Raw genomic sequence first — 25,717 nt, 5'->3', positions numbered from 1 at the left:
ATTCCCCTTCTAGTTAATGGTAATTAAATCACAAGCAAGTACTGCAAACGCTCTTATATCAAGCTAGCCGCACGTGGTCAAGCGAATTCAGGCGCTAAAGATATATACAGATAAACAGCTTAGCTCATTATTGCCGCGATCGGGCTAGGAAAGAAAATTATATAACTCTATACAAACAAATGACTTAGTCTGAAAACCTAAAAACTACATGAACTTAAATCGCTGGATTCTTCATCAATAGATTTCGGTTTTCTGTTCGCGATTTAACAACACTTCGACTGCGTTCCTGGCAGGAACCCCATCATGCAAAATGCTGCATACCGCCTGCGTGATGGGCATTTCGATATTCAATTGATTGCCCAATTGCAATACTGATCGGGCCGTATGAACTCCTTCAGCGACATGTCCCAATACCTTGAGAATATCTTCCAATGTCTTTCCTTCGGCAAGCATCAATCCTACTTGTCGATTGCGCGACAAGTCACCGGTGCTGGTCAGAAGGAGATCGCCGACTCCGGCCAGCCCCATGAAGGTATTCATACTGCCGCCCAAACCCAATCCTAAGCGAGTAATTTCCATCAATCCACGGGTAATCAATGCAGCACGCGCATTATGTCCAAACCCAATACCATCGGAGATTCCCGCCGCTATGGTAATGACATTTTTTACAGCGCCTCCCGTTTCCACACCCACGACATCATGACTGGTATAAATCCGCAATCTCGGGCTATGCAATTCGGTGGCGATCTGGCGTGAAAAATCAGGATCTTTGGAAGCCAGCGTCAGTGCCGTAGGAAGACCTTGCGCTACTTCTTCTGCAAAACTAGGACCGGACAATACACCGCAATCCAGTATGCCTGGAAATTCCTCCTCGACGACTTGATGTGGCAACTTGGATGATTCTGACTCAAATCCCTTGCAACCCCAGATAATCGGCGCCTGAAATTTACTCGCAGCAATCGCGCGCACCGTTTCGCGCAAACCTGCAATCGGAACGACCAATAGTGCAAGCTCTGCATTTTCTATGGCTTCGGGGAGTTCAGAGGTAATTTTTAAGGAGGAAGGTAATGCATGACCCGGCAAAAAGCTTTGATTGATCCGGCGCTCATTCATTTCGCGGGCATGATCCGGATCTTTCGTCCAAAGATTGATTTGATGTCTTTTTGATAAACTGATTGCTAATGCCGAGCCCCATGCGCCCGCACCCAAAACCGCAATTCTCATGAACCCCAGACCTGAATAACCTTGATATAGCCGACTTGACCGTCGACGTGGCGTACTTTTACCCAACCTTGAGTATCGGAATCAAGCCACTCCAGAACTGTATTCTCTTCTGCTTGAAAAACAAGCGCGGAACTGGCAGTGGGTGACTGAAACACATCGGCCATCGGAACCGTCACCACCACATAACGCTGTTGACTGAGCGCCTTTGTCTCAACCCACGCAAGACTTCCACTGCTGTCGCGCACCTTGACCCATCCTTCGACATTAACCACAGCTTCAACTGGAAGATAGCGGCTAGCTACAAATAGCTTATCCGCTTTAAGCGAAGGTGCGTCATACATCACTACGCCATTCTCTGCTATCGAAAAATATTCGATCTCGGCATTTGCATAGCCGGAGAAAAACGACACGATACATAACAATATCGTCGAGAGCCCATTTCTGGCCCTATACAGACTCAGCAGCAAGATTTTTTCCAGCAATCGCTTCATATAGAACTTCCAGATTTTTAGCTAATTTTTATCGGTTTCCGCTTTCTTTTGGTGATAAATACTTTCAAAATTGACCGGACTCATAAGTACCGGCGGGAATCCGGCGCGCATCACCACATCAGATACGGCTTCCCGTAGATAGGGAAAAAGAATATTGGGACACCCAATTCCTAATAAGGGGTCTATTTCTTCATTCGGTACATTAAGAATACGAAAGATACCTGCCTGCTGAACTTCGACCAGGAACATGACCTTTTCCTTGATTTTTGCAGTTACTGTAACCGTCAGCAATACTTCATATAAGCCGTCGTCGATCGTCTGATTTTTTCCACCTAATTGTATATTGATTTCAGGGGTTTCTCTTTCCAGAAAGATAGTGGGGGCATTAGGAATTTCCAAGGATAAGTCCTTCACATAGATTTTTTCTAGAGAAAAGATCGGGTGCAGCTGTTCATTCATATTGATTCACCAAGTTATTGATTGTAAAAATTATTCTTTAATCGCATCCCACTGAATTTGCACGATCAGGTTGCCAGTAATGCCGACAATTCACCTTCCTTATCAAGCTGAGTTAAGTCGTCATATCCTCCGACGTGTTTCTCTCCAATATAGATCTGTGGCACCGTTCGACGACCGGTTTTATCCATCATTTCCATGCGGAGTTTCGGTTCCAAATCAATGCGAATTTTCTCAATATTCTCGACCCCCTTGGCACGCAATAAATTTTCCGCCATCTTGCAGTAAGGACAAAAACCCGTGGTATACATGATAACTTTCGCCATGATCTTCTTTATCGTTTAACGCTTAACAATCGGTAAGTTTGCACGTTTCCAGGTATCGATTCCTCCCATCAGATTAAATACCTGAGCGAATCCATTTTTCCTGAGAACCGAACTGGGATGGTTGGAGCGAATACCGCTACGATAGATCATCACAATCGGTTTTTCCTTGAATTTTTGCAATTCAACCCAACGCTCTTCGATTTTTTCGGATGGAATATGCTTGGAATTCGGTAAATGGCCTGCTGCAAATTCACTATCATCCCGCACATCAAGGATCACCGCATCCTGCTGATTAATCAATTGTATAGCCACCCGGGTATCGATCTCTTTGATACCTCTCTGCGTAACCAACGGCCACAATAGCAACGCACCACTAATCACTGCTGTAATCACAAATAGCAGATTTTCCAATCGTAACAAAAAATGACTTTGGTCTTGAAATAAAGATAATTCCATATGCTTATTTTATATATCAAATTTAATAGTAACTGAAGAAACACAAGATGAGACTAACCCTGACACCAGAATGAGAAAACCTCAAATCTCATTCCCATGATTAAATCTTTGGTCATGAAGGGACAATTCTAACAAAAACAGAATCAATCCGAGCGAGGTTTATTATTTTCCACAAAAAAGTATATTGCTTCCATTATATTCACACAGAAAATCAGTTAGATGCTGCATTAACTCGCAAAATAGAATAGAATATTCGGCAATTTTCACCTACTTTACAACTACTCCCTTTCAATAAAATAAATATCGCTATGAAGAAAATCGTTCTCCTACGACATGGAGAAAGTACTTGGAACAAAGAAAATCGTTTTACCGGTTGGACGGATGTTGATCTAACGCCCACAGGTCTGCAGGAAGCCCGGAACGCCGGTCAGTTATTAAAAGAACAGGGATATATGTTTGATGTGGCTTACACATCAGTTCTCAAGCGCGCAATTCGCACCTTGTGGATCGCATTGGATGAAATGGATCAGATGTGGATTCCTATTCACCATACATGGCGTCTGAATGAACGGCACTACGGGGCATTACAAGGATTGAACAAGGCCGAAACTGCAGAGAAATATGGCGATGAGCAAGTGTTAGCCTGGCGTCGCAGTTACGATACCCGTCCGCCGGCATTGACTACCGATGATGATCGTTATCCTGGCGCCGATCCGCGCTATAAGCATCTGACCAGAAAAGATATTCCATTAACGGAATGCCTCAAGGACACGGTCGAGCGATTCCTGCCCTACTGGAATACGACTATTGCTCCCCAGGTTCAGGCAGGCAAGAACGTCATCATTGCAGCGCATGGCAATTCATTGCGCGCACTGGTCAAATACTTGGATGACATGTCAGAAGCAGAAATTCTCAAGTGTAATATCCCTACAGGTATTCCTTTAGTTTACGAACTTGAGAGCAATCTGAAACCGATTCGGAGTTATTATTTGGGAAATGATTCGGATATTCAGGAAGCAATGCAAATCGTAGCCAATCAGGGAAAGTCGAACGCCTAGAAATGATCAGTCACTCTATGAGTGCTCGAAATGATTGTTCGAAAGTACTCCATGGTGAAAAAAATCATCTGAGAACCAGCAGGTTTAGAATCACTCTCAAAGAGTATTGCAAGTTCTTGCTGGTTTGCGCGCTGGTTTCGTTTCATTCATCGGTTGCATTTGCGGACAATCAAGAAAATCTGAAGACCTTACGAGAGCGCATTCAGTCTCTGCAAAAGGAACTTACCGCCAAAGAAGCGCTTAAACAAAGCGCATCCACTGCATTGCAAGAAACTGAACGCGCCATTCATGCAATGAAGACGAAGTTAGTCAAACTCACTGAAAGCAATCGGCAAGCCCATGAGGAGCTAAAGCAACTGCAGGCCCAACATAGGAAAATCAGACATACCATAGAGATCGAACAGCACCAATTAGAGAAATTACTGTATCACCAGTATCTCGAAGGTCAACAGCCCTACTTGAAGCTAGTGCTGAGACAACAGGATCCCCATCAATTGACAAGAAATCTCTATTATTATCAGAAGCTCTCAGAGGCGCGCTCAGAAAGCATCGTCACTCTTCTGAACAATCAGACCAGTATCGAAACTCTGGTGCACGCACGAAATCAAAAAAAACAGCACATCGCTGCCATTCAAAACGAATACACTGCACAGCAACTATTGCTGGAGCAAGAAAAACACAAGCAACGAATATTATTGTCCCAAATATCCGAGCAAATCAGTCAGCAGCAACAAGAAATCAATACACTTAAAAATGATGAAAAACGGCTGACTAATTTGGTCAATGAAATCAATAAGCTCCTTGTCCAAGAAAAAACCAAGGGTAATAACGTTAATACTAAACTCCCCGATGCATCCACCAGTGGTGTTCCATTTACGTCGCTTAAAGGAAAATTAAATTTACCTGTTCGCGGGAAACTTCTGAACACCTTTGGTGGTCAACGTTCAGGCAAGCACGTGACCTGGAAAGGATTATTTATTCAGTCACCTAGCGGCAATGAGGTAAAGGCGATTTCAGAAGGAAGAGTGGTATTTGCTGATTGGTTGAGAGGATTTGGCAATTTGATTATTCTGGATCATGGGAATGGCTACATGAGTCTGTATGGTAATAATGAGACATTGCACAAACAAGTGGGTAACATTATTCGCGGAGGCGATACAATAGCATCCGTGGGAAACAGCAGTGATAATTCAGAAACAGGCTTATATTTTGAACTTCGCCATAAAGGCAAGCCATTTGACCCCTTGACATGGATAAAAATAGAATAAGTGCTCCCTGCACTTACATTAATTCGATCAATTCGGAGATAGGATCATGAGTAACGTCGTTAAAAAAACAGGCTTAATTCTGATTGGCATCATTACTGGCATGATGCTCAGTTTGAATTTTTCCGCGATTGCCAAAAAAGATAACATCGAGGCAGTCCACCCGCTTCCTATCGAAGAATTACGTACATTCGCTCAGGTTTTCGGTCGCATCAAAAGCGATTACGTTGAATCTGTCGAAGACAAGAAACTGATCACTGAAGCCATCAACGGCATGCTGGTGGGACTGGATCCTCACTCGTCATATCTCGACAAGGATGACTACAAGGAATTACAAATCGGCACGCAAGGCGAGTTCGGCGGACTCGGCATCCAAGTGACGATGGAAGATGGCGTCGTTAAAGTGATCTCGCCGATAGAAGATACCCCTGCCTTTCGCGCCGGCATCAAAACCGGCGATCTGATCGTTAAACTCGATGACACCGTCGTCAAGGGCATGACACTCAACGACGCGATCAAGCTGATGCGCGGCAAGCCCAATACCTCCATCAAAATTACCATTGTTCGTGAAGGCGAGACAGAGCCGCTGGTTTTCAATTTGGTTCGCGACATCATTAAAATCCAAAGTGTCAAATCCAAAATGATTGAACCTGGGTATGCCTATATCCGAATCACGCAGTTTCAGGAACAAACTGGTGAAAACCTAGCGCAAGCCATTAAAACGCTATTCACGCAAAATACCGGCGCCATGAAAGGACTGATCTTGGATTTGCGTAACGATCCGGGTGGATTACTCAACGGAGCCGTGGCTGTATCTGCCGCCTTTTTGCCGGAAAATGCGCTGGTGGTTTACACTGAAGGACGCAGCGCCGATGCAAAAATGAAGCTGCATGCCAATCCCGAATATTATCTGCGCGGCCCCGACGATGATTATTTGAAAGGCTTGCCAGCCGCAGTCAAAACCGTGCCGATGATCACCCTGGTGAACGGCGGTTCTGCATCGGCATCTGAAATTGTTGCAGGCGCTTTGCAGGATCACAAGCGTTCTATTGTGATGGGCTCGCAAACGTTCGGGAAGGGCTCAGTGCAGACCATATTGCCATTAGGCAACAACACCGCCATAAAACTGACTACCGCCCGTTATTACACGCCTAATGGTCAATCGATCCAGGCCAAAGGAATCACCCCCGATATCCAGGATGAAACAGACAATGGCGATGAGCAGCGTCTGCGTGAATCGGACCTGAATCGACACTTATCGAGTGGCAAGAAAAGCGAAACAAAAGCCGCTACGGACAGTGAAAAGGCAGCCCAAAAACCTGCCAACAACAAAAAAGACAAAGAGAAAAAGAATAACGACAAGAAAAATAAAGCACCCCTGGAGTTCGGATCGGCAGAAGACCTGTTGCTGATTCAGGCGATGAATTATTTCAAGGGCATTACCTCATCGCCCGAGAAAAAAAGTGCCGAAACCGGTAGCTGATTCCGGAAATCGTGAATGACGATCAGCTCCTTCGGTACAGCCGCCACATCCTGTTACCGCAAATCGATGTTGCCGGCCAGGAAAAGCTCAATCGATCACGTGTACTAATTATTGGAGCAGGCGGCCTGGGTTCTCCGGCCGCATTATATCTGGCCGCCAGCGGCGTCGGCGACCTGATCCTCTGTGATGATGATCAGGTCGATCTGACCAACCTGCAGCGGCAGATCGTTCATCATACTGATTCCATCGGCTTTTCCAAAGCCATTTCCGCTCAGCAAGCCCTTCATCGCATCAATCCAGACATCAAGGTCACTGCGATCGAAGAGCGCGCCGATACAGAACGACTGCTACAGCTCATTGCTGAAGTTGATGCGGTGGTAGATGCCAGTGATAACTTCACCACGCGTCATGCCATCAATCGGGCCTGTGTAACTCACAAGAAACCATTGATTTCCGGAGCTGCGGTACGCTTCGAAGGTCAGATCAGCGTATTTGATTTACGCGCAGCACATAGCCCGTGCTATCACTGCTTATACCCCGATAGCGGACATCAGGATGACATGCCATGCGCCATCATGGGCGTATTTTCTCCGCTGGTGGGCATCATTGGCTGCATGCAAGCAGCCGAGACACTAAAAATAATGTTGAATATCGGGCAAAGCTTGAACGGAAGACTGCAAATTCTGGATGGTTTGACGATGAACTGGCGCACCGTCAGAGTACTTCAAGATCCCGGCTGTACAGTATGCTGCGCTTAATTCAATCAACTATTCATTTTAATCTGAAGCTGCTTACCGTCGCGCCAGCAGTTCATCCGGTAGCAGCATCAAGCGCTGCTTTTCCCAATCTGCCAGGGGATCACGCTTAAATTCGCTGCGCACGAACTGATACCACCGCCCTACCACAAAACACATCAATACATTGGCTAGAGCCGCCACATCAATAGGAGTTGTGATTCGGTCTTCGTGGATGGTGAATCGCACCGCCTGCTTTATGGTCGCTTCCAATCGGTCGTGCAATTGATCGACACGAGGTTGCAAATGTGCGTTTTCTTTGATGAGAACCTCACCAATGAGAATACGCGTCAGACCCGGATTCTTTTGTGCAAAACCCAATAACAACAGTAACACTTTCTCAACTTTCTGAATGCCTGGTTGATCCTCCTGCAGTATGTGGTTAAGTAAAGGAAACACAGTTTTTTCAATAAACACGATGAGGGCTTCAAACATTCGAGATTTATTGGTAAAGCAGCGATAAATCGAGGATTCGGAAATCCCCAGCCGAATGGCTAAAGCTTTAGTGGTTATGCTGCGCCTGGATGAATCCTCCAGCATTTCTGCCAGCGCTTGCAGAATCAAATCCTGTTTTTCAGCGAAAGTTATGGATGAATACGAGTACTTCAATGAATAAAAAAATAAATGTATAAATGAACCCTGGCGACAAAAAACTACCGTTGGCATTTCAAGCAAAAACTCCAGGCAGTATTATATCTTCTCCCTGAAGAAGTTAATCACAGTGAATGTTGTTGAGCTCATATGTGCGCAAACAAGCTCACATAATCAATACGGATCATCCCATCCCCGCTAGACCTGTTTACTGCAAACACGCTAGAATCAGTAATTTTTGGATTTCAGCTCATGCACACTTGGCGCAAAGCATCGACATGCACCCAACCAGCGATGCCGATTGCATTGACGATAGGCAATTTTGACGGCGTCCATCTGGGTCATCAAGCCATGCTTCATCGATTAAAAAAAGTCGCCAACCAGTTGGCGCTGCCAGCATGTGTACTGACTTTCGAGCCCCATCCACGTGAATTCTTCTCTCCTGATCAAGCACCCGTCCGGTTGAGTAGCTTGCGCGAAAAAATGGCCTGCCTAATCGAAGCAGGCATGGATTGTATCCATGTATGCCGATTCGATTATGATTTTGCTCAAATTCCCCCGGAACAATTCATTACCCATATTTTAAATCGGAAATTAGCAGTTCGCTGGTTATTGGTTGGCGATGATTTCCGCTTTGGCGCACGTCGCGCTGGCGACTTCAACATGCTGCAAGACTACTCGGCCGCTAATCAATTCACTGTTGAGACGATGCCCAGTGTAACCGTGGATGGTCAGCGCGTCTCCAGCACCGCAATTCGGCAAGCACTTACACAAGGAGATTTGAACAAGGCGCAGAAACTGTTGGGTCGACCTTACAGCATCAGTGGACGGGTAACACATGGCGATAAGCTTGGAAAGAAAATCGGCTTTCCCACCGCCAATATCCAGTTGCAACACAACCGCCCACCGCTGTCCGGAATTTTTGTGGTATCCGTTTCAGGAGCCCTTCGATCATCGCCCGCTACCCCTCTGCCCGGGGTTGCCAGTCTCGGGGTGCGGCCTACCACGCATGAAAATGGCAAACCGGTGCTGGAAGCATACTTATTTGACTTTGATGATGACATTTATGGACAGCCTATTCAGATCAATTTTCTGCACAAACTGCGCGATGAAGAAAAATACACCGATATTGACGCTCTCGTTCAGCAGATCAGAACCGATGTGGCACACGCCAAGGATTTTTTCATGACGACTTCCCTTCATTCAAGTAGCATGTGCAGCAATGTATAATCTATTCAATTCATTTTCATGACTGACTATAAAAAAACGCTCAACTTACTTGATACGCCCTTCCCAATGCGTGGCAATCTGGCCAGCCGCGAGCCAGCCATGTTAGCAGCCTGGCAAGACAAGAATCTGTATCAGAAAATCCGCGACACCAGCAAAGGACGGCCGTTATTCCTTTTGCATGACGGCCCCCCCTATGCAAATGGCGACATTCACATCGGCCACGCCGTCAATAAAATTCTCAAGGACATCATCATCAAGAGCAAGACCCTTTCGGGTTTCGATGCACCCTATGTACCTGGCTGGGACTGCCATGGCTTGCCGATCGAACATCAGATCGAAAAAAAACACGGCAAACACTTGCCGGCTGATAAAGTACGTGAGCTTTGCCGTGCTTTTGCCAAGGAACAGGTGGAACGGCAGAAAAAAGATTTTATCCGCTTGGGTGTGCTCGGAGATTGGGATCGTCCCTACCTCACGATGAATTTCAAAACTGAAGCGGGTATCATTCGTGCACTAGGTAAGATTTACCAAAATGGTTATTTATACCAAGGTCAGAAACCTGTCAATTGGTGCATCGATTGTGGCTCGGCATTGGCAGAAGCCGAAGTGGAATATGAAGACAAAACCTCGCCGGCAATCGACGTGGGTTTTGAAGTGCACTCATCGGCATACCCTATGCTCAGCAAAGCCTTTGGGGTAGCTCTTCCAGCCGATGCTCAAGCCTATGCCATCATCTGGACTACCACGCCATGGACATTGCCTGCCAATCAGGCAGTCAGCGTCCATCCCGATTTTGACTATGCCTTGATTCAATCCGATCGCGGTTTACTGATTCTGGCAGAGGAATTGAAACAAACTTGTCTGGAACGCTATCAATTAACTGGAGCGGCACTTGCGACGTGCAAAGGCCAGGCGCTGGAACATCTACCGTTGCGGCATCCTTTCGAAGCGCGCGCCGTCAATATCATTTGCGGCAAACACGTCACGCTGGAAGCCGGTACCGGCTTGGTGCACACCGCTCCGGCACACGGCTTGGACGACTACGTCATCGGCCAGAAATATAGCCTGCCAAGCGAAAGCCCGGTGGATGGAAATGGCAAGTTTATGGACAGCACATCACTGGTCGGCGGACTATCGGTATGGAAAGCCAACGATGTCGTCATCGATACGCTCAAGACCAGCAGCCATTTATTCTGCTTAAAAAAAATAGACCATAGCTATCCGCATTGCTGGCGTCATAAAACCCCCATCATTTTCCGCGCGACACCGCAATGGTTCATAGGCATGAATCAGCATCGCTCAAATGGCACAGTACGCCACGAAAAAACATTGCGCGAACTGGCAATGCAAGCGGTCGAAGCCACCGCATTCTATCCCACATGGGGTAGAGCACGGCTGGAAGCCATGATCAGGAATCGTCCGGATTGGTGCATATCGCGGCAACGTAATTGGGGTGTGCCGATGACTTTCTTTGTGCATAAGGATACCCATGCGCTACATCCACGTTCGCTCGAATTACTCGAACAAGTCGCGCAGCGCGTCGAACAGCAAGGGATAGAAGCGTGGTTTGCGTTGGACGCTACAGAATTGCTCGGTGCCGAAGCGAGCGATTATAGGAAACTGACCGACACATTGGATGTGTGGTTTGATTCCGGTACGACACATGACACTGTGGTCAAATCTGATTCGCAACTGAGACTGCCGGTGGACTTATATCTCGAAGGTTCGGATCAACATCGCGGCTGGTTCCAGTCTTCGCTGCTCACCGGCTGCGCCATCAATGGCCGGGCACCTTATGAGGCATTATTGACACATGGCTTCGTAGTTGATGGCAATGGCCACAAAATGAGCAAATCCAAGGGTAACGTCATTGCGCCGCAAAAGGTGATGGACACGTCTGGTGCCGATATTCTGCGGTTATGGGTCGCATCAACCGATTACTCCGGCGAGTTGTCCATTTCGGAAGAAATTCTGAAGCGTGTGGTCGAGAGCTATCGGCGCATCCGCAATACCTTACGGTTTTTGCTAGCCAATTTGATGGATTTCAATCCTGAATCCGATAGGGTCGATGTCGCTGACTGTCTGGAAATCGATCGCTATATGCTGGCGTTGACGGAAGCATTTCAGAACGATCTCACGCAATGCTACGACCGCTACGAATTTCATCAAGTCGTTCACAAATTGCATAATTTCTGTTCGGAAGACTTGGGAGGATTCTATTTGGACATCCTCAAGGATCGCTTATACACAGCAGCTCGCACAGGATTGCCGCGCCGATCAGCGCAAACCGCATTGCATCATATCGCACACAGCTTAGTGAGGCTGTTTTCGCCAATTCTGAGCTTTACGTCCGATGAAGTCTGGGCGCACCTCACCGGCGATGCTGAAGATAGCGTGCTGTTACATACGTGGCATAGCTTTCCCGCGCAACCTGATGATCAGGTTCTACAGCAACGCTGGTCAATGATACGGGCATTGCGCTCGGAAGTGCTTAAAAAACTCGAAGACTCGCGAATCCGGGGAGACATTGGTTCTTCATTGGCTGCCACAGTCGAAATCCGCGCCAATGAGGAAGACTTTGCATTACTGAATGGATTAGGAAACGACTTACGCTTTGTACTGATCGTCTCGGAAGCGCATGTGATCGAGGTCGGTCATCCAGAACAACAGGGCATATTCGTATCACCGAGTAAACACGAGAAATGTGAACGATGCTGGCATTATCGAGACGATGTCGGCCATCATCGTGAGCACCCGACGCTGTGCGAACGCTGCATTCTCAATCTTTATGGTGCCGGCGAAACTCGGCATTGTGCTTAGCTCAAGCTATAACTTCACGCGGAAACTGATGGTATGAAGCTCTCGATTTGCTTAATTATGGCGCTGATCATTTTAGCGCTCGATCTTGCCACTAAATATTGGGTTGAGTCCACGCTGCAGTTCGGTCAAATGATCCCCATCACGAGCTTCTTCAACATCGTTCTAACTTACAACCCTGGCGCTGCTTTCAGTTTCCTCAGCGACCAGCCCGGCTGGCAGCGATGGTTCCTGAGTATCGTTGCCGGCAGTGCCGCGCTGGTGATCGTCTACATGCTCAACAAATATCGCCAGGAAAAATTATTCTGCCTGTCATTGAGCTTTATCTTGGGCGGTGCGCTTGGCAACTTGTATGATCGCATCACTCTGGGTCATGTGGTCGATTTCCTGGATTTTTATATCGGCGAGAATCATTGGCCGGCGTTCAATATCGCTGATTCCGCCATTTTCATTGGGGCGGCACTGATGATTTATGACAGTATTCGAAATAAGGAAGAAAAAAGTCGCCCGAACTCAGAAAAACAATAAACAAGCTCCTTAGGCATCTTCCTATGATTTTATTGATGCTACTTATTGGTTTTCTTTTCTTCCTCCTTAGTTACCGGATTCTGCAGCGTATACCCTTCTTTTTTCATCTGATATCCGCCATACGCGCCTGCCCCCGCAGCGGCCACTGCCCAGCAACCTGATAACTGCGGTATTACCGCCAAAACAATCATTATGATTGCCGTTTGTTTTATGTTCATTTTAATCTCCTATCCACCATGATATGCCCTTTGCAAGTTGGATGTAGAAACTTCTTGCTACCCATGCCATTAATCATTTACTGATGATAGATTATCAAGTAAGTTTAGACTTAAGCATATGACTCATCATTATGAGTTTGAAGAGTTCTTACAACGCACAACTCTATAGGCCATTGACTGATCAATCGCTAATAATTGGTCATCGACCGACGTTCAAAAGTTCAAAGGAAATCCATGGATTACGAAACAGAACAGATTATTCATGCAATACAAAGCCTCAAGCAAGATAGCAATTTTTTAAAGGACTATTTATTCCCGATTCTCAGCGCATTCTTTGCATCTATCCTGGGCGCTGCAGCGGCCTATTTTTCTCTCAAATACCATCAGTATGTTGAAACAGAAAAAGAGAAACTGAATATCACCAATAAATGGCTGCTTCTTGCTGAAGAAGCACGATCCAATCTGATTGCCATCAAACAGAATTATCATGGAACGTTGAATCACCATCCCATACAGAGAATGCTTGCCATACCCACCATTCTTTTCATCTCCGTACCCATTGCCGAAGATTATTCCCGACTTTCCTTCTTGATTCCCAAAGCGCCTTCGAATACCGGTCCAAAGTGGAGCCAGATCTCGCGGATCAGAGCCATGATTCACAACTATAATTATTTATTGAAGCTCTGGCGCAAACGGAATGAAATCGAACAGTCCATTAAAATAGCCATTCTTGATCAATTTCCCGCTGTAACCTATGACGCCCTCGACCCGAATCAAGTGATGGGATATGCCGATAAATCCAGTCTGCTGCTATTGATTGATCTTACTGAACATGTCATCCGACTTACCGATGATTTATTATTCGAATTCAATGATTTTTTATCAAACTTTCCAGACTATGCGAAAACCCTGATCAACTTGAAGCAGCTTGAGCAGTATGGATCCGTGCTCAGCTATTCACATAACGGCAACAAAAAATTGATTGCGATCCATGAAAAATCGCCAGAAGCTGACTACCAGCCTGTTACTGAATTATTCGGAATGACCCTGGAACAGCTCAAACAGCGCCATACCACCGGCTATGAAAATAAGGGTTAATTGTCTGATACTCACCTCATGAACGATCTTCAGGAATAATCTTTGATCATTACCCCGCTATCGGAACACCTCAGCTTTCTGCTCGATCTCTGAAATAGGCTGTTTTCTGCCGCCATTTCGAGACTTGATCCAACTCCATTCAATGATAATGTACGAATAGGCCATTTGATTCAGCATTTGATGAAACTCTGAAAAACGACCGCGCTCGCACGCGGTCAAGTTGCGTTGAAATCAGGCTCAAAATGCTCATTTACACTTTGTAGATCAGGCATATTGAGACCGATAGGTGATACCCGACAGTTCTCGCTAACCTTTTCAGAGCTTCCGTAAAGCAATCATGCACTGCTTTGACTCCTGATGATTCCTTTATCGAAGACAGTGCATTGGGTCAAATGACGAAATTCTGCAGCTGATTCGTTATTTCACTACTTCATCCTATCGTTCATATCATTGGAGACCTTGCATGAAACAACACATGAAATTTTTGCTGGCATCGGCCTGTACTCTCGTTCTACTGGGTAAAGCGAACTTCGCCGCGGCTGACCTTGCAGGGGATACCGAGCGGCTGCTCAACTGGGCAGAAACCACCTTTCCTCAGTATTTTCCCAGTCACCAAGGCACTCAGAGCATTGAACCATGGTTATTCCGCTTTTACCCAGAATCGCAAATCTACGCTGGTGTAAATAAGTCCGATAACAACGTGTATGTGCTTGGCGGCGCTTTTGGCGGCAGCCCGACACAGATTGATTCGCTCGCCAACTTAATGGCGCAGGTGAACAATTCCGGAGGCGGCAGTATTACCGGATGCGATACGTCTACCGTACCTGCCGGTATTTCGTACAGTCAAAGCGGCAATGTCGTCACAGTCACGACGAACGGTCATTGCGTACCGGCACCGGATCTGAGCAACAGCAACCTCTGTAAACCACCGAAACAAACGGCCCCAAGCGGCATTTCGCTGCTGGGAACGAACACGGTATCCAGTTCTCAAATAACAGGCATCAGCGTTACGGGATTTCCGATCGATATCAAACAGATCGTCGATGCAACCGCCAACGTCAAGCACTGCACTAAAAATGCCCCCGTTGAAACTGCGAATATCATCGTAAACTCCGATCTTTGTTTCGATGTCACGACCGCCATCACCAGCGTGATTCCACCCGGCACTCCTGGTATCGTCACGAACCCACCCGTGCTGTACAGCACCAAAGGTACCTTTACCGCTCAAACTGTTGCCGACTGCTTTACTACAGATGCAAGCACGGTAACTGATGCCTTCACGGGAGAATCCTGGTTTAGAAATAAAAATGGCAGTTTTGAAAAACTGTGAAATAACGCCTTTCATGCCGTTCCAACAGTGGCCTTATTCCAGCCAGTAAAAATCCTATTGGTTGGAATACCGTGTTTTCTTTCAAGGTGAAATCATTAGTTCGCCATCATAGTGCGGTATGCCATTATCATCCAGCTTGGCCTTATGAATTTTCCAAGAAATCTGCATATCGGGAGTCACTATTAATTCCAAAGCCCAACCCAATCGTGCATTACTTTCTTTCTCAAAACCATTAAATATAAAATTGCCCAGACTATAAAAAATCGGTTTACCTTTGTACCATTCAATGTTCTGAGTTACATGCGGATGTCCGCCCACGACAGCGCTTGCCCCGGCATCTATCATCAATCGCGCTAGTTTCATTTGACGAGAAGACGCCGATTGTTTCCATTCGATACCCCAATGCGGATAAACAATGACCATATCCGCCTTGAATTCAGTTTTGGCTCGCTGAATGTCATAGATCACATAATCATCATCGCTCCACGCCACGCCGGCGCGGTCATCCAATGCTTCAAAGCTTCTGGGGAGAAACTCGTTAAATCCCAGGAACGCAACTTTCTTTCCTTTGATATCAATGATATAGGGCTGGTGAGCGAATCTAATATCCCGTCCTCCGCCAAAATACGCTACGCCACTCTGCTCCAGTAAATCCAACATGTCAGTAAAAGCCAGCGGCCCATAATCACCGCTATGATTATTAGCCAGCGATACTGCACTGAAATATTTTTTTAATATCGGGATCACTCGAGGATGCGCCCTGAAAGTAAAAGGTTTCTTCTCCGGCACTCCTTGTTCGCTAATGACACACTCCAAATTCCCGACGGTGATATCCGCCTGTTCAAATAATTCATCAAATGCTGCAAAAGGATTCTTACCTTCTCGAATCATTTCTCCCGGCAATTCATCCAGCATCATATCCCCGACAAAAAGCATGCGAATCGTTTGGTCTTGTGAATAAATCGGATTGCTGATAATCATCAGCAAGATAATTGCAGATATTGCTTTGAGCCTCATCAACGGCAAATCGACCGGCATTGAAATAATAATTCCCTTTCCAGGTCCGCGGAATATATTTTATTAAGACCGAACCCATGCTCATATCGCTTACAATCGGTCTCTTCCACACGATACTCTGCAGCATGAATCAAAACATACCTTGCTTTAGCATCATGATAAACAAAGGTTTTTAATTTGTTACTGCCACGTAAGTACTGGGCGTAAAATCTAAAATTTCCCCCTAAATCAGCTCTGCTTTTTTCATACGGATCAAAACTGGCAATAGGAATCACCGAGGTTATTTCGCTGGCATACTCTAGCTCGCAGATCAGATTGATCGCATGAACAATCGTAGGTAACAGGCTGACCAATACAATTAAGATAATTTTGCTCATAAAATTTACTTTGATAAGCGTTATCTCGGCACGGCCACTAAAAACAATCATGGGCTCCACTTATCTCGAGTCTCAAAACTACTCCTTTAGGTAGGTATCAACTATTCAATCAGATCCGCAAGCTCACTTTTCTTTAACTTGATTTGATACAACAATCTATCATAGAAGTGAATACGCATAATCGCACGAACAATTAGATAAATACTCAACCCGACTAGCGCGAGATTCAGTATGCCAAGCGGAATCAAAAAATGCAAAACGTTGACCACATCATATAGACGCGACGTCGCCACCAGTACACTCATCACTGAAAGCGGCAACGCTAAAATGGCAATGCCGGTTCGCAATACCGACAGATAGGTTCGTTTTTCAGCCAGAATAAGCTGAATTTCATCCATCACCACAGTGGAATCAGCCTTATCAATGTCTTCGATCATTACTCAGACCCTTCGATGACAAGCACCGCTTTGCTGAAAATTTTGGCAAGCCATTATCTCAACTCACGAAAAAATTGCGCATCATGCCCATATCCTCGTGTTCCAGATTGTGGCAATGGTAGAGAAACAAGCCTGTGTAATCATTGAAAGGTTTTATGATCTCGACTTCTTCTCCCGGCATTACCAGGACAGTGTCTTTCCAGCCGCTGTCGATGAAACCTTCTTTGACGCTGTCATACCCCTCGTCGCGATTATTCTGCCGGCGTGACACAATCTGAAATTGCTGGCCATGCAAATGAATGGGGTGAGGTTGCGACATCATCATACCCATGCCGCCCATCCCACCGCGCATCCCCCGACCCATGCCCCGATTCTCATGAAAAATCCTGATCCGTTGAATAGTATTAACTGGAATTTTCTCAGCCGCCTGGTAATTCAGCATATCGAATGTTCTGCCGTTCAGTTGGAATGCCATATGTCGCATGCCGATCGCGATCGGAACGATTTTGTCAGGATTGGAAGCATCCTTGCGGGTCAATCTCCGCATCGGAACCAGTTCTGTCGGCAGTTTCGGCGAATCGCCCACTTGCTCGGCGATATGAAAATGGGCAATGGTGAGCGTGTCATCCTGACCCATTCCACCCATTCCGCCGCGCATCCCTCTCATGCCTCGATGCATAGATCCTTGATAGGGCAGGCTCTGCAATATGAGGTCGGAGCCTATCTTTCGGCCGCTGAAATCGACCCATAGTTCAACACGTTCAGCCGGTGCGAGCATGATATACGGCAATGTCTCGGGTCTGTGCAATAATCCGCCATCGGTCCCAATCGCGGTCATCGGGGTGCCATCATTCCAACCCAACTTGTAAATTCTCGCATTCGAACCATTCAGAACACGCACCCGGTAAGCTCTGGATTTGACGGGGATGGTGCTGTTTTCCTGACCATTTACCAGCAGAGTATCGCCCAGAAAACCCGTCATGCGCTGATGCATGCCGAGCACATAACGCAATTGATTGCCATTGGTGAAACTACGATCCTGAATGATCAGAGGAATCTCATATTCCCCACTCGGCAATTCGAGTTTCTGTTCATGCTCGTCGGATATCGTAATAAGGCCTGTCAAGCCCTGATAAACCTGGGTTGCAGTCAATTCATGCGTGTGCGCATGATACCAATTGGTTCCCGCCGGGTTCTTCACCTCAAATTCATAGACATATTGTTCACCCTTGCGAATCGCATACATCGGGTGCCCATCCATGATTTGCGGCACATGCATGCCATGCCAGTGCGTTACACAGGGTTCCGGCAATTCGTTATAGAAAAATATCCGCACTTTCTGTCCCTGCTGGAAATTCAGAATGGGACCCAGATAGCCTGGAATTACAGTCAGTGCTTCTTGCGGCCCTTTCAACAGCTTGCCATGGTATTTGAATACATGCGTATGAGGGCCAGGCCGGATCGACACATCAGCGGCTTGAGCGGTCAGTGCAATTTCAACATCGGCTTTGAATGCCGGATTGGGAATCTGCCGAACCTCGCGGGTATCCGCCCAGATGAAGCCAGGTAATGAAGCAGCGAGCGTGCCAGCCGCTGCATAGTGTAGAAACTGCCGCCTTGAATAATCGAAATGAGTCATGTTGCCCTTTGAGCTAAAACGAATTCTCTCAGAGACTGAGATGAAAGTGTTTTGGATGCCGCTATTGTGCCGAAACACGTGGCCGACAACGCATCGCTTATGATTCAGTGTACCAGCTCAAACTGAATAAGCAATGGGAGGATGATCAATCACAAAAGTTCTGTACAGATTTGCGCCACATCAAAACGCAAGTACATGTTAGAACGAGAATCCGGGTTTTAACTGCAAGTCGACTCGCGGCCAATCAGATTGCTAATCATCTGGCGATGCCAAGTCGATCAACGGCAGTTCCAATCCTTCAATTTCCGGCAGTGCACGGCCTGCGATTCCCTGCAGATCGCCATACATACCCACGGTAGACTCGATCACACCCTGGATTTGCATTTCCCGCTTGGCCCAGAGCCGCGTCATGGTTTTGCGCTCCTTATCGAGATCGGCCTGCATATCGGAAAATTTTTCGACGATCGCTTCAATGCGGTGCTTGAACTTAGGCCCCGTCAGATACTGATAAATCAACTCCATCTTGGTTTCCTGGCCTTCTTTGACCATGCGCGTACTGGCGATATCAATCAGCGACTGCCGCAAGGCAATGGCCAACGGCAAAGCCAAGCGTGATTCCGTCACCCATACGCCATCCAAATGACCGAATGTTTCAATGGTTTTGGGCAAGGCGTTCGATACCAGAATGGCGATATCCGCTTTGGCAGCGCGCTGGTCGCCTCGCAATTTCGCGAGCCACCCATCGCTCCAGTGCTTGGTTCGTTTGGATTCCCATAAAATGGCGCCACACTGCCCCATCGCCCCCATGACTCTGTGCAGCACATCGCCCCCGAGCTCGCCCTTCGCAACAGGCTCGATGCCATCCAACGGAAATTTGTTACGCAGCATGAGTTCCAGTTCAAGTTCAAGAACTTCGCCCTGAAGCTGTTGCGATCCCTGCTCGGCTTTGCGCCGTAGTTCCTCGATCTGACGCTGCATCGAAGCGATCTGTTCTTCTTTCTCGCTCACTTTGAGCTTCAAGCCCTCTTCGGCCTCTTGCCTGGCTTTTTGCCGCACCATTGCAATGGATTCCTGCACCCGCTTTTCGATGGTCAAATCCAGCTCGCGCCTGGCATCATCCAATTCCCGTTGTTTACGCAGCAATTCCGCCTGAGTTTTCTGCGCCGCTTCGAGTTTCTCGGTGCGCTGCTGCAACACAACATGCAGCTCGGCCAGTTCCTTTGATTTTTGTTCCAGGTCGGATGCCGCAGCCTGACGCGCCTTCTTTGCCTCATCGGCGCTGATCGCAATGCGTTCGACTTTCAATCGCTCGGCGACTTGTTCCTCGAGCGTTCTCTGAGCGTCTTCGAGAGCTTTTTGCTGTGCTTTGAGGGTTGCTTCGCGCTGGGAAACATCCTGATCCTTTTGCGCTAAGCGGGCTTCATATTCCTGACGCGTTGCTTTGATCAGAGGCGCAGCCAGCGACTCTGTCAATTTGATTTCTGTCGCACAGTTCGGGCAGGTAATGGTAGGTTCGATCATGACAGGCTCTTGATGGACAATGACATTGATGATTAATAAACCATGAGCAATGAATGCGCTAATCCGATTACCGCGCAGACACTCATTACCGTGACTATGCCCACGCGATATCGGAATAACGCAACAAACGCAGCAACACCAATCAGCGCAGAAAACCACTCAAATGGCCCATCGAAGCCATCTGGCCAAAGCACATGATAAGCAAAAAATACTGCCAGATTAACAATAACACCCACTACTGCAGCGGTAATACCGGTCAATGGCGCCGTATATTTGATGTCATGCCGGGTTGCTTCAACCGCTGGCGCGCCCAACAGAATGAATAAAAAAGAAGGCAAGAAAGTAAACCAAGTCGCGACTAGCGCTCCGGCGATTCCTGCCAGAACCAGCAGCTCCGGCCCGAATACTGCTTTAGTCCATCCACCGACGAACCCGACAAAAGCAACGATCATGATCAGCGGCCCGGGAGTAGTCTCTCCTAAAGCCAATCCATCGATCATCTGCACCGCATCCAGCCACGCATAATGTTCGACGCCCCCTTGATAGACATACGGCAACACCGCGTAAGCGCCGCCGAACGTCATCAATGCGGCTTTAGTGAAAAACCAGCCCATTTGAGTCAACGTTCCGTCCCAACCATACTGCATGGCCAGCAACGACATCACACTTCCCCACATCGATAGCCCGAACACTGCAAATATGATGCATCGACTCCACTGAAAACGGGCATGATCGGGAGCCGGCGTATCATCATCGATCAATGCCGGGCCATAGGTATGATGGGAGTGTATGGAATGCCCGCCCGTTTTGAATTTTTCAGGTAGATACTGCGACCCCACATAACCCACTAGACCCGCAATTAAAACGATGTATGGAAAAGGAATATCAAACACAAACATCGCGACAAATGCCGCAACCGAGATAGCCCGCAACAGATTATTTTTCAATGCCCTGGAACCGATGCGGTAGGCCGCGAATGCGACAATCGCCGTCACTGCCGGCTTGATGCCGTACAAAATACCCGCGACTGCTGGAACTTCGCTGTACACCAGATAAATCCAGGTCAGGGCAATCAGAATAAAAAAAGAAGGCAATACAAACAGCGCGCCCGCTACGATGCCGCCCCAGGTGCCATGCATCAACCAGCCGATATATGTCGCCAATTGCTGCGCCTCCGGCCCCGGCAGCACCATGGTGTAGTTCAGTGCATGCAAGAACCGCTGCTCGGAAATCCAGCGGCGTCTTTCTACTAATTCCTGATGCATCAGGCTGATCTGGCCAGCCGGCCCGCCAAAGCTGATAAAACCGAGCTTGAGCCAATACAGGAAGGCTTCGAAAAACGATACGGGTTCAGGCCGCTTTAACGCGTGCGAGGCTACTGACATGATAGGATCCCTTAGTGTTTCAACCAGTCAATCATATCATTGCCGCAGTTATCAATTCGAGCCGCGTTTGACCATCATCCATTGCTGATGGCCTGCAGCGGCTTTCTGCAACGCCACCTGCCGGTCATCCTTGGAAAGCTTGCTTAATTGAATGACATTCTCAAAAAACCGCACCATGTCATGTCCGTTATGTTCGAGTATGGCCTGGAATGCGGGTACCCATTGGGTATAGATCGACACAGTCGCAAGCCGCGCATTATTCAATGGCTGAGCAAACCACTGATCATAGGCGCCAAAATCTGCTCGCTGTGTTCTCAGATGCAAGAATTCAGCACGCATTTCTTCAAAAATGCGCGCTTTCTGAGCGCGCTTTTCGGCATCGCTGACATTGGAGTGGAATACTGCGCGCAAACGCTCGCGATGCTTGAACACCAGCTCTATGAACAGAGCTTCCCTTTCTTGCCGTGAAGTTAATAATACTTGCTGCGAAGGAGTGCCGCCCTGTTCAAACCAACGTCTAACTCCCTCATGTTCAACCGCTGTCGCAAAGGATTCATTGAACACGCTGTCATCCGGAACGTACACCACTTGATGAGCCAGTTCGTGAAATATCAGTCGGGCAAGATTCATTTCGGAATAACCGATGAAGGTATTCAATACCGGATCGCTAAACCAGCCCAGAGTAGAATATGCACGAATTCCACCGACATGCACGTCGTATCCTTCATTCCTGAGTTCTTCGGCATACTGCTCGGCCTGGGCCTGAGAAAAAAATCCGCGATAGTTGACGCAACCAACCTGGACAAAACACCATTCTTTCAATTTGAGCGATAGTTCCGGCGAAGCAAACACATTCCATACGACATACGGACGCTCCAAGTCAGCGTAGCTGGTATAACTCAAGTTATCGGGCAATTTAAGCTCACGGCTGGCAAATTCGCGCAATTGCATCACCTTGGTCAATGACTGCTTCAACTGAGGATCAACATCGGGATTTGCAATCAGACGCTGAATGGGTTGGGAACGATGCACGACATCAAAATGCCCGCCAATCGCCTGTGCGTAATAGGGCAGATTGGTGCATGCAGCCAGTACCCAGAGCTGGCTGATCAACAGGAACAGTTTAACGATATCCGGCATTCGCACAGTTTTTCCCGATATTAATGAAATGAGTCCGTCAGAAAGCTCTTGAAAAAACCACCGCGCCTGGCTTTACCCGATTGCTCGGCAATCGTTCAGTTTAAAGCGCTTGGTTATGAGTCTATTTATCCTGATTAATTCCATCGTAATTTCTTCATTATAGTTGAACGACTCTCCATTTTTTCGGTGGCAGGCCGATAACAATATCCGTACTTAAACATAAAGATTTTTTGATGATGAGTAATGGGCGTTTTTTCACAAGCCGTGGCTGTCGTGTTTCCCCACACCAATCACCGAGATCCCTGTGGCTTTGCGGCCGCTTGTTTTTCATCGGTAATGATATGCTTCCTGGGCGCTGCAAATATGAAAATTAAATCCGAAGAATGGTTGATTCTGGGTGTTACGCCAGAAGGCCGAACATTCCGCCCCAGCGATTGGGTGGAACGGTTGTGTGGAATACTGGCTCATTATGACCGGACCGGTCGCTGGGTATATTCGGAATACGCTCAACCGGTGATTCATGAAGGCCAGATGGGCATACGCTTACAAGGTGCGTTACAGAATATCGATCCGATCGCTTATCAATTCTTGATGGATTTCGCACTCAATAACCGGCTCAAAATGTCTTCGACGCGAAAAATCATCTATCTGGATGAAATCATCACAGAACATCCGAATATGCCCTTATCCAAAAAATCCAATCAGCGCTATTGATTGATTACTCCAAGTCGTCTAATAACATTCCTGCCACGATCGCTCGCCAGTTTTTATAACGTTTTCAAATACTCCAGCAGATCCCAGCGCTCTTCCTCGGTAAGGGCTGGCAAATAGGTACCATCCAATTGCGGGGAACGCCCCGAAGCATATTCATGACCCGCATTGCCATTTCCCCAAATGCCGGTGCGAAACAAAAAGCCATCGTAATCCTCGGTTCTGAAGCCGACTTTTTTGGGATCAAATTCGCGCGAACCGACCCGGAATTCATCTGGCCGGTATTCGCCTTCGATCGGATCATCTACTCTTTTCTTCGGTAACAACAGGTCATATAACGTAGGCACTGAACCATTATGCAAATAGGGAGCCGTTGCCCAGATCCCATTCAACGGACGCGCCTTGTACGCCTGGATCGAAGCAAAAGGCTCAACCGTTGAGTCAGGGGTATATAGCCCATGCTTGAGCGAAGGTTGCACCTCGTTATCAAAGAAGGTGTGCGCGAAATCAAATGAACGCTCTGCCCAGCGGCGCAGAAACCATTTGTCGCGATCTGGGGTCGTCACAACATTACGGGTAGCCAAAGTCAGCAGGGCCACTGCGGGAGCCTGCTGCTGCAATAATAAATTGCCGACTTGAGTCGCAACGTATTGATTCTGCAAAATACCGCTATGCCCCCAGAACCCTAGACTATTTTCCGCCATTTTAGAATCTGTACCGACCGATGAAACCGAAATCATTTTAGCGACGACTCTGCGATCAGCAGCAGTGCGATTGATCTGCACATGACACGAAGCGCAATATTTCGCGAATATTCGTGTGCCATTCATCAATCTGGTCTTATCTATTTTGGGCAGAATATGTTCCGGCCAAACTGGAGAAGTTAACTGACGCAGGTGTTTTTCCACTCTGCGTAAATTCCGGATATCGATCGACGATTGAAAATCGATGTGCCTGGAACCAAAACCCTGCCCCCCCAGCACGGAGGACAGTGAGATCCCTTGTTTCTCTTGCCAGTCCAACGTCCCGAACACACCGATGACTTGCCCTGCATTGCGCGCCATCGGCCCCAATCCACCGTTGGCAACTCGGCCATTCCATTGAATATAATCATGATAAGGCACATCCCACAGAAAGGGATAACTGACCGGCGCATCTGCTGGATTGAATATTTGATTGCGTAGTCTGATGATCTGCTTGTCGGTAAGATAAACCTGAATCCGCTCCAGAAGATGATCGCGATCCGTGGCATTCAGAATCGGCTCGACGTTCATCATCACGTCAACCAGCTCAGCCGAAGACAACACGTCAATCAACAGCTCACGCATCTGTTTCGCGCTCATGATGTGCTCGAGCACACGATTATAAATACGCCCGAAGGCATCGAGCCGCCCATAGCCATAATGTGTCAGCGGACGTTTGGCATCGCGTGGAAAATTAATAATCGTATAGGCCCGGATCCTTTGCGCATATTTCTTGAGATCTGCCACGACCTCGTTCGCGGTAGCATATTCTCTCCGCTTCAGGACATTGCTAATGAAGCGATTGCGTTTTTCTTCAGTCTCAAGGGTTCGAAACAAAGCCTCAGCCAAATCGATCATGAAATTTTCCATATCCGAATTTGCAGGCCCACCGTCAATGCGAATGCCGGTATGTTCATAGTTGATTTGCGTGGTATGGCAAGCAGCGCAGGTAAACCCCATGAATGCCCTGCCCTGGTATTCATCCTTTACCATCCCGACGGCCAGTCCATCCGGATTAGACTCAGTCGGGCGCTGCGGCAGATAACCATAGCGGTCGATGTTGCGATCATCTCGGAATAAATCCGCCGAATCCGCTTGCTCCAACACTAAGAAAAAACTATACGGAAGCAGGTTGGAACCCTGCGTAGTATTGTAAAACCACAAACTGTCGGAGGCAGACCAACCTTGCTCCAGATAAGCAATACGGGAAAATTGAGTGCCAAACTTATCGACGCTGCTTGGCAACGCGCCTCGATCCGGGTCGTCATCCCGAAATTCGTGCAGGCGCGAAACGATACCGTTAACTGTTCCAATACCGATCAACCCGATGAAACACAACACGCACCATCTGATCAGTCGTATCGAGCACCACTTCATGCTTG

Annotated in this window: 25 protein-coding genes; 10 read left to right on the top strand and 15 right to left on the bottom strand. The window is 47.4% G+C overall.

What is annotated here, in order from left to right:
* Positions 1-234: 234 nt before the first annotated feature.
* From ABF87_RS07520 to ABF87_RS07500, 5 genes are all read right to left on the bottom strand, one after another.
* Positions 235-1,224, bottom strand: coding sequence for an NAD(P)H-dependent glycerol-3-phosphate dehydrogenase (locus tag ABF87_RS07520; protein ID WP_160828526.1), 990 nt, complete (start codon positions 1,222-1,224; stop codon positions 235-237).
* Complete coding sequence (locus ABF87_RS07515) at positions 1,221-1,715, bottom strand: SH3 domain-containing protein (protein ID WP_160828525.1); 495 nt, start codon at positions 1,713-1,715, stop codon at positions 1,221-1,223. Before ABF87_RS07515 ends, ABF87_RS07520 begins: the two co-directional genes overlap by 4 nt.
* Before the next feature lie 21 nt (positions 1,716-1,736).
* The gene (gene secB, locus ABF87_RS07510) at positions 1,737-2,174 is read right to left on the bottom strand and encodes a protein-export chaperone SecB (RefSeq protein WP_160828524.1); all 438 of its coding nucleotides are present in this window, start codon (positions 2,172-2,174) and stop codon (positions 1,737-1,739) included.
* A 65-nt stretch (positions 2,175-2,239) separates the two neighbouring features.
* The gene (gene grxC / locus ABF87_RS07505; protein WP_160828523.1) at positions 2,240-2,497 is read right to left on the bottom strand and encodes a glutaredoxin 3; all 258 of its coding nucleotides are present in this window, start codon (positions 2,495-2,497) and stop codon (positions 2,240-2,242) included.
* Positions 2,498-2,512: 15 nt separating this feature from the next.
* A complete protein-coding gene (locus ABF87_RS07500) occupies positions 2,513-2,890 on the bottom strand; it encodes a rhodanese-like domain-containing protein (RefSeq protein ID WP_345789892.1) in 378 nt (125 codons plus the stop codon).
* 371 nt (positions 2,891-3,261) lie between these two features.
* On the opposite strand from ABF87_RS07500, the gene gpmA reads away from it, so the two are divergent.
* Genes gpmA through ABF87_RS07480 form a run of 4 tightly spaced genes read left to right on the top strand, consistent with a single transcriptional unit; the run spans position 3,262 to position 7,517 of the window.
* Positions 3,262-4,011, top strand: coding sequence for a 2,3-diphosphoglycerate-dependent phosphoglycerate mutase (gene gpmA, locus ABF87_RS07495; protein ID WP_160828521.1), 750 nt, complete (start codon positions 3,262-3,264; stop codon positions 4,009-4,011).
* A 17-nt stretch (positions 4,012-4,028) separates the two neighbouring features.
* Positions 4,029-5,279 carry a peptidoglycan DD-metalloendopeptidase family protein gene (locus ABF87_RS07490; RefSeq protein WP_160828520.1) on the top strand — a complete coding sequence of 417 codons (1,251 nt, stop codon included), beginning with the start codon at positions 4,029-4,031 and terminating at the stop codon, positions 5,277-5,279.
* A 46-nt stretch (positions 5,280-5,325) separates the two neighbouring features.
* Positions 5,326-6,759: a S41 family peptidase gene (locus tag ABF87_RS07485; RefSeq protein WP_160828519.1), complete on the top strand. Its 1,434-nt coding sequence runs from the start codon at positions 5,326-5,328 to the stop codon at positions 6,757-6,759.
* Positions 6,760-6,770: 11 nt separating this feature from the next.
* Entirely contained in the window at positions 6,771-7,517 is a 747-nt protein-coding gene (locus ABF87_RS07480) for a HesA/MoeB/ThiF family protein (protein ID WP_160828518.1), read from the top strand.
* A 33-nt stretch (positions 7,518-7,550) separates the two neighbouring features.
* On the opposite strand, the gene slmA is transcribed toward ABF87_RS07480, so the two are convergent.
* Positions 7,551-8,219, bottom strand: coding sequence for a nucleoid occlusion factor SlmA (gene slmA, locus ABF87_RS07475; protein ID WP_160828517.1), 669 nt, complete (start codon positions 8,217-8,219; stop codon positions 7,551-7,553).
* A gap of 177 nt (positions 8,220-8,396) precedes the next feature.
* Here slmA and ABF87_RS07470 point away from each other — a divergent pair, with 177 nt between their 5' ends.
* From ABF87_RS07470 to lspA, 3 genes are read left to right on the top strand one after another with little or no spacing between them, the layout of a single operon-like run.
* On the top strand, positions 8,397-9,374 hold the full coding sequence (locus ABF87_RS07470) for a bifunctional riboflavin kinase/FAD synthetase (RefSeq protein WP_160828516.1): 978 nt from the start codon (positions 8,397-8,399) through the stop codon (positions 9,372-9,374).
* Positions 9,375-9,392: 18 nt separating this feature from the next.
* A complete protein-coding gene (ileS, locus tag ABF87_RS07465; protein WP_160828515.1) occupies positions 9,393-12,194 on the top strand; it encodes an isoleucine--tRNA ligase in 2,802 nt (933 codons plus the stop codon).
* Positions 12,195-12,227: 33 nt separating this feature from the next.
* Entirely contained in the window at positions 12,228-12,719 is a 492-nt protein-coding gene (lspA, locus tag ABF87_RS07460) for a signal peptidase II (RefSeq protein WP_160828514.1), read from the top strand.
* A 38-nt stretch (positions 12,720-12,757) separates the two neighbouring features.
* On the opposite strand, the gene ABF87_RS07455 is transcribed toward lspA, so the two are convergent.
* Positions 12,758-12,937: a hypothetical protein gene (locus tag ABF87_RS07455; protein WP_160828513.1), complete on the bottom strand. Its 180-nt coding sequence runs from the start codon at positions 12,935-12,937 to the stop codon at positions 12,758-12,760.
* Positions 12,938-13,171: 234 nt separating this feature from the next.
* On the opposite strand from ABF87_RS07455, the gene ABF87_RS07450 reads away from it, so the two are divergent.
* Positions 13,172-14,035 (top strand): hypothetical protein, encoded by an 864-nt coding sequence (locus ABF87_RS07450; RefSeq protein ID WP_160828512.1) that lies wholly within the window; start codon positions 13,172-13,174, stop codon positions 14,033-14,035.
* A 463-nt stretch (positions 14,036-14,498) separates the two neighbouring features.
* Positions 14,499-15,365, top strand: coding sequence for a hypothetical protein (locus ABF87_RS07445; protein WP_160828511.1), 867 nt, complete (start codon positions 14,499-14,501; stop codon positions 15,363-15,365).
* 81 nt (positions 15,366-15,446) lie between these two features.
* On the opposite strand, the gene ABF87_RS07440 is transcribed toward ABF87_RS07445, so the two are convergent.
* The 7 genes from ABF87_RS07440 to ABF87_RS07410 form a co-directional block, all read right to left on the bottom strand.
* Positions 15,447-16,403 (bottom strand): CapA family protein, encoded by a 957-nt coding sequence (locus tag ABF87_RS07440; RefSeq protein WP_205012674.1) that lies wholly within the window; start codon positions 16,401-16,403, stop codon positions 15,447-15,449.
* On the bottom strand, positions 16,382-16,810 hold the full coding sequence (locus ABF87_RS07435) for a hypothetical protein (RefSeq protein WP_160828510.1): 429 nt from the start codon (positions 16,808-16,810) through the stop codon (positions 16,382-16,384). Before ABF87_RS07435 ends, ABF87_RS07440 begins: the two co-directional genes overlap by 22 nt.
* 50 nt (positions 16,811-16,860) lie before the next feature.
* Positions 16,861-17,196, bottom strand: a complete 336-nt coding sequence (locus ABF87_RS07430; protein WP_160828509.1) for a hypothetical protein — start codon at positions 17,194-17,196, stop codon at positions 16,861-16,863.
* Between the two features lie 58 nt (positions 17,197-17,254).
* Positions 17,255-18,835: a multicopper oxidase domain-containing protein gene (locus ABF87_RS07425; RefSeq protein ID WP_160828508.1), complete on the bottom strand. Its 1,581-nt coding sequence runs from the start codon at positions 18,833-18,835 to the stop codon at positions 17,255-17,257.
* 252 nt (positions 18,836-19,087) lie between these two features.
* Positions 19,088-20,356 carry a DUF2130 domain-containing protein gene (locus ABF87_RS07420; RefSeq protein WP_160828507.1) on the bottom strand — a complete coding sequence of 423 codons (1,269 nt, stop codon included), beginning with the start codon at positions 20,354-20,356 and terminating at the stop codon, positions 19,088-19,090.
* A gap of 32 nt (positions 20,357-20,388) precedes the next feature.
* Positions 20,389-21,741 carry a chromate efflux transporter gene (gene chrA / locus ABF87_RS07415; RefSeq protein WP_160828506.1) on the bottom strand — a complete coding sequence of 451 codons (1,353 nt, stop codon included), beginning with the start codon at positions 21,739-21,741 and terminating at the stop codon, positions 20,389-20,391.
* Between the two features lie 51 nt (positions 21,742-21,792).
* Positions 21,793-22,881: an aminopeptidase gene (locus ABF87_RS07410; RefSeq protein ID WP_164503181.1), complete on the bottom strand. Its 1,089-nt coding sequence runs from the start codon at positions 22,879-22,881 to the stop codon at positions 21,793-21,795.
* Positions 22,882-23,124: 243 nt separating this feature from the next.
* Between ABF87_RS07410 and ABF87_RS07405 the strand changes: the two genes are divergently transcribed.
* A complete protein-coding gene (locus ABF87_RS07405) occupies positions 23,125-23,595 on the top strand; it encodes a DUF3579 domain-containing protein (RefSeq protein ID WP_240143581.1) in 471 nt (156 codons plus the stop codon).
* A 53-nt stretch (positions 23,596-23,648) separates the two neighbouring features.
* On the opposite strand, the gene ABF87_RS07400 is transcribed toward ABF87_RS07405, so the two are convergent.
* Positions 23,649-25,712, bottom strand: coding sequence for a di-heme-cytochrome C peroxidase (locus ABF87_RS07400; protein ID WP_160828504.1), 2,064 nt, complete (start codon positions 25,710-25,712; stop codon positions 23,649-23,651).
* Positions 25,713-25,717: the final 5 nt, after the last annotated feature.

The sequence above is a fragment of the Nitrosomonas sp. JL21 genome, assembly GCF_009833095.1.
Lineage (GTDB): Bacteria > Pseudomonadota > Gammaproteobacteria > Burkholderiales > Nitrosomonadaceae > Nitrosomonas.
This window is presented reverse-complemented; position numbering and strand designations above follow the sequence as displayed.

Bases quoted from the DNA above. Each gene is read 5' to 3' on its own strand.
- ABF87_RS07425 (WP_160828508.1), bottom strand. From the start codon at position 18,835: ATGACTCATTTCGATTATTCAAGGCGGCAGTTTCTACACTATGCAGCG.
- ileS (WP_160828515.1), top strand. From the start codon at position 9,393: ATGACTGACTATAAAAAAACGCTCAACTTACTTGATACGCCCTTCCCA.
- ABF87_RS07430 (WP_160828509.1), bottom strand. From the start codon at position 17,196: ATGATCGAAGACATTGATAAGGCTGATTCCACTGTGGTGATGGATGAA.
- ABF87_RS07520 (WP_160828526.1), bottom strand. From the start codon at position 1,224: ATGAGAATTGCGGTTTTGGGTGCGGGCGCATGGGGCTCGGCATTAGCA.
- ABF87_RS07445 (WP_160828511.1), top strand. From the start codon at position 14,499: ATGAAACAACACATGAAATTTTTGCTGGCATCGGCCTGTACTCTCGTT.
- ABF87_RS07490 (WP_160828520.1), top strand. From the start codon at position 4,029: ATGAGTGCTCGAAATGATTGTTCGAAAGTACTCCATGGTGAAAAAAAT.
- lspA (WP_160828514.1), top strand. From the start codon at position 12,228: ATGAAGCTCTCGATTTGCTTAATTATGGCGCTGATCATTTTAGCGCTC.
- chrA (WP_160828506.1), bottom strand. From the start codon at position 21,741: ATGTCAGTAGCCTCGCACGCGTTAAAGCGGCCTGAACCCGTATCGTTT.
- ABF87_RS07405 (WP_240143581.1), top strand. From the start codon at position 23,125: ATGGGCGTTTTTTCACAAGCCGTGGCTGTCGTGTTTCCCCACACCAAT.
- ABF87_RS07485 (WP_160828519.1), top strand. From the start codon at position 5,326: ATGAGTAACGTCGTTAAAAAAACAGGCTTAATTCTGATTGGCATCATT.
- ABF87_RS07435 (WP_160828510.1), bottom strand. From the start codon at position 16,810: ATGATTGTTTTTAGTGGCCGTGCCGAGATAACGCTTATCAAAGTAAAT.
- secB (WP_160828524.1), bottom strand. From the start codon at position 2,174: ATGAATGAACAGCTGCACCCGATCTTTTCTCTAGAAAAAATCTATGTG.
- slmA (WP_160828517.1), bottom strand. From the start codon at position 8,219: ATGCCAACGGTAGTTTTTTGTCGCCAGGGTTCATTTATACATTTATTT.
- ABF87_RS07420 (WP_160828507.1), bottom strand. From the start codon at position 20,356: ATGATCGAACCTACCATTACCTGCCCGAACTGTGCGACAGAAATCAAA.
- grxC (WP_160828523.1), bottom strand. From the start codon at position 2,497: ATGGCGAAAGTTATCATGTATACCACGGGTTTTTGTCCTTACTGCAAG.
- ABF87_RS07410 (WP_164503181.1), bottom strand. From the start codon at position 22,881: ATGCCGGATATCGTTAAACTGTTCCTGTTGATCAGCCAGCTCTGGGTA.
- ABF87_RS07450 (WP_160828512.1), top strand. From the start codon at position 13,172: ATGGATTACGAAACAGAACAGATTATTCATGCAATACAAAGCCTCAAG.
- ABF87_RS07455 (WP_160828513.1), bottom strand. From the start codon at position 12,937: ATGAACATAAAACAAACGGCAATCATAATGATTGTTTTGGCGGTAATA.
- ABF87_RS07470 (WP_160828516.1), top strand. From the start codon at position 8,397: ATGCACACTTGGCGCAAAGCATCGACATGCACCCAACCAGCGATGCCG.
- ABF87_RS07515 (WP_160828525.1), bottom strand. From the start codon at position 1,715: ATGAAGCGATTGCTGGAAAAAATCTTGCTGCTGAGTCTGTATAGGGCC.
- ABF87_RS07440 (WP_205012674.1), bottom strand. From the start codon at position 16,403: ATGCCGGTCGATTTGCCGTTGATGAGGCTCAAAGCAATATCTGCAATT.
- gpmA (WP_160828521.1), top strand. From the start codon at position 3,262: ATGAAGAAAATCGTTCTCCTACGACATGGAGAAAGTACTTGGAACAAA.
- ABF87_RS07400 (WP_160828504.1), bottom strand. From the start codon at position 25,712: ATGAAGTGGTGCTCGATACGACTGATCAGATGGTGCGTGTTGTGTTTC.